The organism is Acidithiobacillus sp., from assembly GCF_023256195.1.
GTDB lineage: Bacteria > Pseudomonadota > Gammaproteobacteria > Acidithiobacillales > Acidithiobacillaceae > Acidithiobacillus_A.
In genome coordinates this window covers 38281-46630 of sequence record NZ_JAGDWX010000026.1, presented here as the reverse complement: position 1 = coordinate 46630, position 8350 = coordinate 38281, and the positions used below count along the sequence as shown (strand labels likewise).

Genomic DNA, 8350 nt, shown 5'->3' with positions numbered 1-8350 from the left:
TGCACGCTATACCGGTACAATTGCTTGCCTATCATGCCGCACTGGTGAAAGGGACCGACGTCGATCGTCCGCGCAACCTTGCCAAGGCCGTCACGGTCGAGTGAGATAGGCGGCAAAATGGCGGCGACTGTTCGCAGGCAATAAAGTATGATTATGGGTAATATAGTTTGCGCATGGGCTACACCAAGACTGATCATGACGACCCTATCCTGTCGCTTGGTTCGACGTGTGGCCCTGGTCCCCAGGCATAACCCTCGCAGCACGAGGATTGCCGATTCGTGACAGCAGGTTCCCTTGGGGGGCACTATTGATCCATTAAACGGCTGCTTGAGACTGATTGCAGACATTCAGCAGCGGAAACTCAAGGGTATTATACGATCCAAAGTAGTTATCTGTATGGCGGCACTTCGATTTAATGAGCACTGGCTGCTCAAGCGGCATGACTATGCCACGCCGGCGCGGGTGTGCGCCGCCCATGCGGTAATCGCAGAGGCGGCGTGATTTGTGAAAAATCGTGTCCAGGTAATCGGGGGCTTTGCACAGTGCCCCTCTCCCGCCTTTTTTTGGCCCATACCGACGACCCGCCCCGAAAACAGGCCGCCTAACCAACTTCTGACTCAGCAATACCAAGCCACGCCATCACCCAAATGGGCCGGTGATGAGACTGTTTGCCTAAACTCCAGCATAGAAATTCAAAAGACCGCTTTGTTGTTAAGACGGGGAATGGCGCCTATTTCAAAATGTCCAGGCTAAATCGACCCGGGAGCCGATGTGGGCCGGGCCGGGAGGCGCCGCAAGAGGCGGGTAATCCAGTGTCGGCCGGCGCTCAGCGCCGTATCGCCTTGGTGTACCGGAACCGCCCGGAGCACCTTGATCAGACGCTACAGAAGAGGTGCGTCATCACGTCTCGGGCAGAGTCGTGGGCAGGGGCGAAGCGCGTCAGCCCGACTTGCCGTCTTCGACGAGTTGACTGCCTGGTGGCACATGCGTATCGCAGCAGACCCGATACCATCTGCGGCGAACCCAGAGCCGCCCGGGGGCACCACAGGTTTCGCAGCTTGTACTCGCCCGGGCGCTCGCTGCTTCGATCAGGGCATCCATCGCTTCGTTGAGGTTCTCGCCGTACCAGCGCAACATGCAGAATTTGCTTTTGACCTGCACCGCGTAGGGATACCGGTCCGAATCCGGCGGGTTGCCGGTGGCCTTCGACTCGGCGTCCAACGACTCGGACAGCTCCCAGAGGATGCCAAACCAACCATCGCCGCACTCGAAGCCGAAAGGTAGCTCCTTCCGATAAAGCGCGGGAAAGGCCTCACGCAAGCGGCGTTCGTTGTCAGCATTCATGACTTTGGATTCCGGGGTATTTCTGTTCAAGATCTCGTTTCAGGAGAGAGACCATTTCTCTATGGTGATCGAGCACCGCAGCATCGTCCCATCGAATTTTGGCAATCTCCGTCATTTTTTTTAATTTCTGGCTTTGATTGATGATGTGCTCGTAGGTGGCTTTTGTTTCCGGAAGATCGTTACTGAAACGCGAGTTGTCGCTTACGCTTAATAGCGCAAGGTTGCCCAGGCAATCGATTAGATTTTTAGAAACTGAACCATTCCCACTCTGTCCGTCCCTAGGGTTTTGCGGATAAAAATGCTCGATCGAATTCCGGAAAGTGAATCTGAAATCAGGCCTTGGTTTTTCCTTCCAGAGAAGGTAATCCAGGTATGTAAACACAATACGTTCGATGCTGAAACCTTGCGGCTGCTCTTCACCATCGAAGAAAGCATCCTTCAGTTTATCCCGCGCATAACCCCTCAGTTCAGAAACCAATACCGACTCCTCGATTGTCTTCGACCCTTGATGCTTTTTAGCCAGCACCCTCAGTAGTCGGGTGATCCAGTGCATCGTTCGCGGCGAGGTGTAGGTCACGCGCAGCATCGATTCAAGCATCAATAATTCTTTGGTTGCCGCATCGGTGTCGTCATCTTCATTTTCCTTTTCTTTAGTCGAATACGTATTCTTGTAGAACCCATCTTTGAACAGGATCTTGAGTGACCAGTCTCCATCGTCGTCAGAGGTTCCGGTGAATTCTCGCTTTATGACATAACTGTCGAAAAGGTTGCGGCATCGAAGCAATTCGAAAGCAAATTCTTTGGCCTTGTTCCGCTTGTCTAATTCTGTACCGTTTAGGAATTTTGTAAAGCGTTTGACGAGCATTTTATCGTCCAGATGACCTTCGTTCTCGTCCGCATCATCCTTCTGAACGATCTTCAGGACATGCAACAGGAATGAAGGGAAAGTGATGATCGAGCGGAAGTGCACGGTGTCCTTGTTTTTCTCAGTTTTTTCGACGCTCTTCTGGCCGTATGCCTTGATCGCATCGGCGAGCCCAACCGATTCATTGATTCCGCCCGCGCCGTGTTGCCCAGGATTAGTTTCGAGACACTTCAATAATTCATCAAAGCTAGTCACACTAACAAAGGAACAGTTATCGCCGAAAACCTGCGTGCGCAACTCCTTGTTCTCGTGTTTCAGAGCTATCTGCACATAGGCATCCATGTCTGCGCAGGCGTTCCAGATCCAGGCAAAGCAGTCGCGTTCGGCGTCGTCCACCAGGTGCGCCATCAGTCTTGCCTTGACGATATCGACCTGCTGGAGCTGCCGGCCACGGGTATTCATGATCTCGAAGTAGCGATTGAAATCGATCCCCTCCGGCAGCGTCGTGCGCACGACCGTCACGTTCCCTAAAACATATTTTTTAAAAATCTCGAGTTTGCTCTTCGAATCTTCGCCCTTAAAGTGCTGCCGGAGATACTGGGAGATGTACTTCCAGCCCTGCCAAATACCTGTTGTTTCATCTTCGCCGTGTGGTGCGTCCGGGGCGACCTGGGCATTGAAATCCTCTGATGCGATCTTCTCTAGGGCCGCTGCGGCGCGCTGGCGCGCTTCGTACTGCAGCAGACCACGATGAGCTGTGTGCCCCAGCTGGCTCAACAGCAGATACAGCGACGTGAGCCGTTGCTGGCCGTCAATCACTTTGTACACGCCGGATTCTGGGTGGGCGACGATGATGTTGCCAAGAAAGTAATCTCCCCTCCGGACATCCATCGCGTCATAAATATCGCTCAGCATCTGCTCGATCTGCTCCATTTGCCAGGCGTAGTTGCGCTGATAGATCGGCACCGTGTAGTGCGTTGTGCCACCGAACACTTCACCGATGGTTAGCAGTTCTGGATGAAGCTTGTTGGCTTCGTCATGTCTGTGATTCACTGATTTCAAATCCCTTGTGTCTCAGAAAATTGGCGAGTTGTTCTTCGTGTTCGGAATGCCCTTTGGGCAGAAGAACTCTGAGGGATAGGCCGCGCAGCTCATTGGCAGATCGTGCATTACGAATTAGCTTGAAGGCAGATACTGTTGGTTCGTTCTCGCTGGCATGGTTGTCGACCGACCGGTATTGTACGCGGAGCAATCCCGTGCGCAGCGCGTAGGCCCAGGCGAAAAGGAGGTCGCGGTGGCGTTCGAAATTCTCCATCCCAAACTTATTGACGTAATACAGCGCCGCCGCTAGATAGAGCTCGGATACATAGCGATAGCGGCCGGGAGGCTGTTCGATGAGCGTTCCATCACCTGAGACACGATAGAACGGAAACGGTTTGCTTTCTGTCGGCCACTCGGCGGCGTACAGGTTTGCGATGTCCTTGATCAGCCGGTTCACCTCGCCGAGCATGAAGGTGACGCGCTCAAAGAACAGACGTCCCGCCACTACGGGCGCATCCAACTGGAAACGGGCATGTCCGAGGACGCGCTGAAAACTGGCATGCCCGAAGGCAGATGACGTCTCGTCGGAGTCATTCGCATCCAGGAGCGACAGCAGAGGCATCGCGGTCTGGGCGATGCTGTGGTAGCGGGCATAGGGCGTGCTGTCCCGGCTTGGATCTATCCCCTTGAATAGGTCGATGTCCCGCTCGGTGAATTGCGGCGCATTTTCTCCGCGCGACCAGCGGGTGATGCGGTAGAGATAGCGGGAGAACAGATGGTCGAGCGCCGCGTCGCCAGCCGATTCCCAAGCGTCGATCAATGCCACTTTCATGGCGGCGGTTTCGTGGCGCATGGCACGCAGGTGGTAAGCTTTGAGCAGGTCGTGTGGTGCCAGCGGCTTGCCCCGGTAGTTTTGCGAGTCGAACACCCGGAAGGCTTCGTCTATATCGTCAGTTTCAATACGGATCATCTGGCATTTATGCTTGATGAAATCGGCCAACTTCTTATTCTCGTTTGCCTGATTCGCGCCGCTTTGCGTAGTGGCATCCGCTTGTGCGTTTTCTGCAGAACACTTGATTTCCCGTTTCAGGTCCTTGATGACCCTCACGATGGGCGGTGTGTCCTTGCCAGGTGGATTTGTGAGGTCTTCATAGGCATTCTGGTTTTCCAGTAGATCGAGCAGGATGCGCAAAGTGAGCAAGCGCTGCTGGCCGTCGACAACGTTGAGCATTTTACCGTCGTGGTGAAGAATCACCGCACCCAACACATAGGACACCTTGTCTCTTTGCTGTGCGGCATCGCGCAAATCGTCCAGCAACTGCAGCGCCGTTTCCGGCCACCAGCTGTAGGGGCGCTGGTAGGACGGGATTTGCAGATGTTCCTCAAGCAGTTCGCCGACAGTGCTCGTTCGAACGCCTTTTTTCTCAATGGTCATGCTGCGTATTCTCCGTTTGAATTAGTGGGTGTCTGTGGGTCGGTTTGCCCATAGACGCCAGCGGCCCGCTGCAGGGTTCGGGCGATCTCTTCCCGCAAGGACTGTGGCGCCAGCACTTGTGCGCCGGCGCCCCGCATTCCGGAAATGATATGTCTTGCGGCACGGTGATGACCAGCAACTTCTTCCTGCCCGCATCTGTAGGTTATTTGAATGTTCGCTTTCGCTGCGTACCGGCCGATGAAGGTCACTGGTGGGATCGATAGCCGTGGCCAGGCTGGCCTGCGCTGAAAAGGAAGAGATGCTCGGCCGATTACCTCTGTCAAGGAATTCGGTGAGCAAACATTATTATAATGGCTCATGCGTCCAGGGTGGCGCCAACAGGGGCCATGATCAAACTCTATTACCCGCGTACAGCGACTGCTTTGTAGGGCCTCGGTGGTTAGCCGATGGTCGACGCGCCTCCCGAACGCGGTGGCGCCGTCCGAGCGGTGGGTTGGATATCTGGCCGTCCCGAATGACGTGCTCGGGAGCGATCCGCCCCATCGCTCTCGACCCAGATATGGCCGCCGATGCAATGCCGGCAAAGACCAGCGGCTGCGAATCAGGCGAGGGTACGCTCAACTCCCCGTAGGCAGCAGATCGCGTCCTTCTTGCTTGTCACGATAGAGCGCTCGATCGGCGCGGGGGATGGTGTCGACGCAGAGATCCTCACAGCTTTGGTATGGGGTGCCCCCGACACCGATAGTCACTGGGACGAGGTGATCGGCCAGTTGAATGGGCTGTTTGGAGATACTCTGGCGCAGGCGTTCGGCCACCTGTGGCGCCTCCTCGCGACGCTTTAGCGGTAGCAAAACGACGAATTCTTCGCCCTCCAAGCAATAGTTTGCCGCCATCCATCGCGATTCTTCTGTGTTCAAGGGCCCTGCCAGCGCATCCGCCTTATTGGTGCGACCCTTGATGGGTGTGGATGTGCTTGCGATTTCGGTGATACCATCAGAACACCCATTAGACCAAGTCAAAGGCTGGAAGTGACCGCAAAACGTCCGGTAGTTTCTCTGGTCGTCCCCTGCCACGACGAAGCCGCAAATCTGCCCATTCTCTACGGGCGCGTGTGTGCCGTTATGGAGCGGACGGGCGAATCCTGGGAGATGCTGTGTATCAACGATGGCAGCAGGGACGAAACCCTGGAGCAGCTCCTCGCCCTGAACCGCAACGATTCCCGCATCGTGGTGATCGATCTCTCCCGCAATTTCGGCAAGGAAGCGGCGCTGACGGCAGGACTGGATCACGCCCGAGGAGATTGCGCCATCCCGTTGGACGCCGACCTCCAGGACCCACCCGAACTCATTCCGGAGCTGCTGGCCAAATGGCGCGAAGGTTTCGATGTGGTCAATGCCGTGCGGCGGTCGCGCGAAGGGGAATCCTGGGCCAAGCGCGTCAGCGCCCATGCCTTCTATCGGATCCTCAACCGCGTAAGCGAGGTGGACATTCCTGAAGATACCGGAGATTTTCGCCTACTTTCTCGGCCCGTTCTGGAGGCCATCAAACGCCTCCCGGAGCGCCGCCGATTCATGAAGGGTTTGTTCGCCTGGGTCGGTTTCCGAACCACCCATGTGTATTATCACCGCGAGCCTCGCCAGCTCGGCAAGAGCAAGTGGGGGTATCGGAGCCTGTGGAAGCTGGCTGTGGAGGGTATTACCTCGTTCAGCCAAGTACCCTTGCAGCTGGCCGCCCACGTGGGACTTTTAGTCTCTGTTTTCGCTTTTGTGTATGCGGTCTATCTGGTCGTCGGCACGCTGGTGTATGGCAATCCAGTCAAGGGCTATCCCTCGCTGATGGTGGCGATCTTGTTCTTGGGGGGAGTGCAGTTGCTGGCCTTGGGCATCATTGGGGAATACCTTTCCCGTATCTACGAAGAGAGTAAGCATCGTCCAATTTATTTGGTGCGCAATATCTGGTCGAGCAATACCGATGGCGCGGATGCTTGCACAAAAAAATGAAAAAGCTCTCTATCGTTACCACTTCCTTCGCTGTATTCTTCATCTCTTTCCAGTATTTTTTTTGGGCTACGGGCAATACCAGTCTGTGGGACATCGATGAGCCCATCTACGCTCAATCCCTGAAGGAGATGATCGCTCATCACAATCTCTTGGTGCCCACCTTCAATGGTCATATCCTGCCGGATAAGCCCATATTGAATTACTGGTTGATGTGGTGCGGTACCAAAGTCTTCGGCTGGAACTCGCTGGGATTGCGTGTGGGATCGGCCTTCGTCGGTGCGCTGCTCATCCTGTTGCTATGGGTGTCCATCCAGCGGCTGTACAATCGCCGTGTTGCCCTGCTTGCAGCGGCGATGACCGTCACCCTGCTGCACAGCACCGTGATATTTCGCAGTGCCACACCCGATCCGCTGCTGATCCTGACCGTTGCCGCGGCGCTTATCTTTTTTCTCATAGGCTATACCGAGAGAGAAAAGCAAGGCAGTCGATTTCTGCTGTTTTCATATGCGGCCATGGCACTTGCCACCCTGGCCAAGGGGCCCATCGGTTTTCTGCTGCCGGGCCTGATCATCGTGCTTTTCTTGCTGACACAAGGAAACCTCAGATTTCTGTGGCGTGAAGGAAGACTATATATAGGCGTTCCTCTCTTCCTGATCATCGCGCTGCCCTGGTATCTGGCGGTCGGCCTGGAGACGCATTGGTCCTGGGACCGCGTATTTTTGCTGCAGCAGAATATCGGGCGCTTCGACTCGAGCATGCAGGGACATCGGGGGCCCTGGTTCTACTATGCCCTGAGCATTTTTCTCGGGATGCTTCCTTGGTCGATTTTTCTGCCCCAGGCGCTCACGCTGGCCATTCGAGAGCAGCGCGTTCCTCAGGGAGAGGGTCACGCCAAAAATTGCTTTATGCTGATCTGGGGTGTTGTCTGGGCAGTCTTCTTTAGTCTTTCGGCGACGAAATTGCCGAATTACGTCTGGGAATCGTATCCACCTCTGGTTGTTCTGCTGGCAGTATATTTCGATCGGTACCTACACGAACAGGAGACCCATCCACCGTATCTCTACTGGGCGTCGGGCCTCGTACTCTTTGCCATAGGACTCGCGCTCAGCGTCTATGGCGGCTGGATTCTGCCGAGGCAGGAACCGGAGCTTCCCAGGCTTGCCCTCGTGGGCCTGCCCTACGCAGCGGCCGCCGTCGTCGCGACCTTTTTGTTCTGGAAACGGTGGCTTCGCGCGGCTCTGATCAGCCTGGGCGTGGGGGCGGTATCTCTGAGCGCACTGCTGGTTCTGGTCTACACCCCAGAATTCAACAGCCTGAAGCCATCCCGCGCCATGGGACAGAAGATCCGCGAGATACAGCAAGGCGCGCCTTACGGTCTGGCGGCCTGGCAATGGTTTCAGCCGAATTTTCTCTTCTATGCCGGGCGGGGCGCCATGCCTATTCAGCGCCTGAAGTTCTTGGACGAGTTGCCAGCGCTGGCGCAGCATCGTCCACTCTATCTGGTATGTCCGGAGTCCCGTGTACAGGCTGTGCTCGCGGCTGTGAAGCCGCCCCTTCGCGCCTCGGTGCTGCTGGTGCGCTTCGAACTATATGATCAGCAGAAGATTGCGCTTTTGCGAATCCAGAAAACGGAGTGAGTCGATCCACGGCAGGGGTGGCCAGGTG

At 55.7% G+C, this 8350-nt stretch carries 6 protein-coding genes; 2 read left to right on the top strand and 4 right to left on the bottom strand.

Annotated features, from left to right (window positions below; genetic code table 11):
• Positions 1–939: 939 nt before the first annotated feature.
• From Q0C23_RS06890 to Q0C23_RS06875, 4 genes are all read right to left on the bottom strand, one after another.
• Entirely contained in the window at positions 940–1344 is a 405-nt protein-coding gene (locus Q0C23_RS06890; protein WP_291511634.1) for a hypothetical protein, read from the bottom strand.
• A complete protein-coding gene (locus Q0C23_RS06885; RefSeq protein WP_291511633.1) occupies positions 1334–3262 on the bottom strand; it encodes a DUF262 domain-containing HNH endonuclease family protein in 1929 nt (642 codons plus the stop codon). Before Q0C23_RS06885 ends, Q0C23_RS06890 begins: the two co-directional genes overlap by 11 nt.
• On the bottom strand, positions 3246–4685 hold the full coding sequence (locus Q0C23_RS06880; protein ID WP_291511632.1) for a DUF262 domain-containing protein: 1440 nt from the start codon (positions 4683–4685) through the stop codon (positions 3246–3248). Before Q0C23_RS06880 ends, Q0C23_RS06885 begins: the two co-directional genes overlap by 17 nt.
• Before the next feature lie 617 nt (positions 4686–5302).
• Entirely contained in the window at positions 5303–5578 is a 276-nt protein-coding gene (locus tag Q0C23_RS06875) for a diguanylate cyclase (RefSeq protein ID WP_291511631.1), read from the bottom strand.
• A gap of 135 nt (positions 5579–5713) precedes the next feature.
• On the opposite strand from Q0C23_RS06875, the gene Q0C23_RS06870 reads away from it, so the two are divergent.
• Entirely contained in the window at positions 5714–6685 is a 972-nt protein-coding gene (locus Q0C23_RS06870; RefSeq protein WP_291511630.1) for a glycosyltransferase family 2 protein, read from the top strand.
• Complete coding sequence (locus Q0C23_RS06865) at positions 6682–8322, top strand: glycosyltransferase family 39 protein (RefSeq protein ID WP_291511629.1); 1641 nt, start codon at positions 6682–6684, stop codon at positions 8320–8322. Before Q0C23_RS06870 ends, Q0C23_RS06865 begins: the two co-directional genes overlap by 4 nt.
• The last annotated feature ends 28 nt before the right edge of the window (positions 8323–8350 follow it).

Excerpts from the sequence above, each read along its gene's own strand:
- Q0C23_RS06880 (WP_291511632.1), bottom strand. The coding sequence starts at position 4,685 with ATGACCATTGAGAAAAAAGGCGTTCGAACGAGCACTGTCGGCGAACTG.
- Q0C23_RS06875 (WP_291511631.1), bottom strand. The coding sequence starts at position 5,578 with ATGGCGGCAAACTATTGCTTGGAGGGCGAAGAATTCGTCGTTTTGCTA.
- Q0C23_RS06865 (WP_291511629.1), top strand. The coding sequence starts at position 6,682 with ATGAAAAAGCTCTCTATCGTTACCACTTCCTTCGCTGTATTCTTCATC.
- Q0C23_RS06890 (WP_291511634.1), bottom strand. The coding sequence starts at position 1,344 with ATGAATGCTGACAACGAACGCCGCTTGCGTGAGGCCTTTCCCGCGCTT.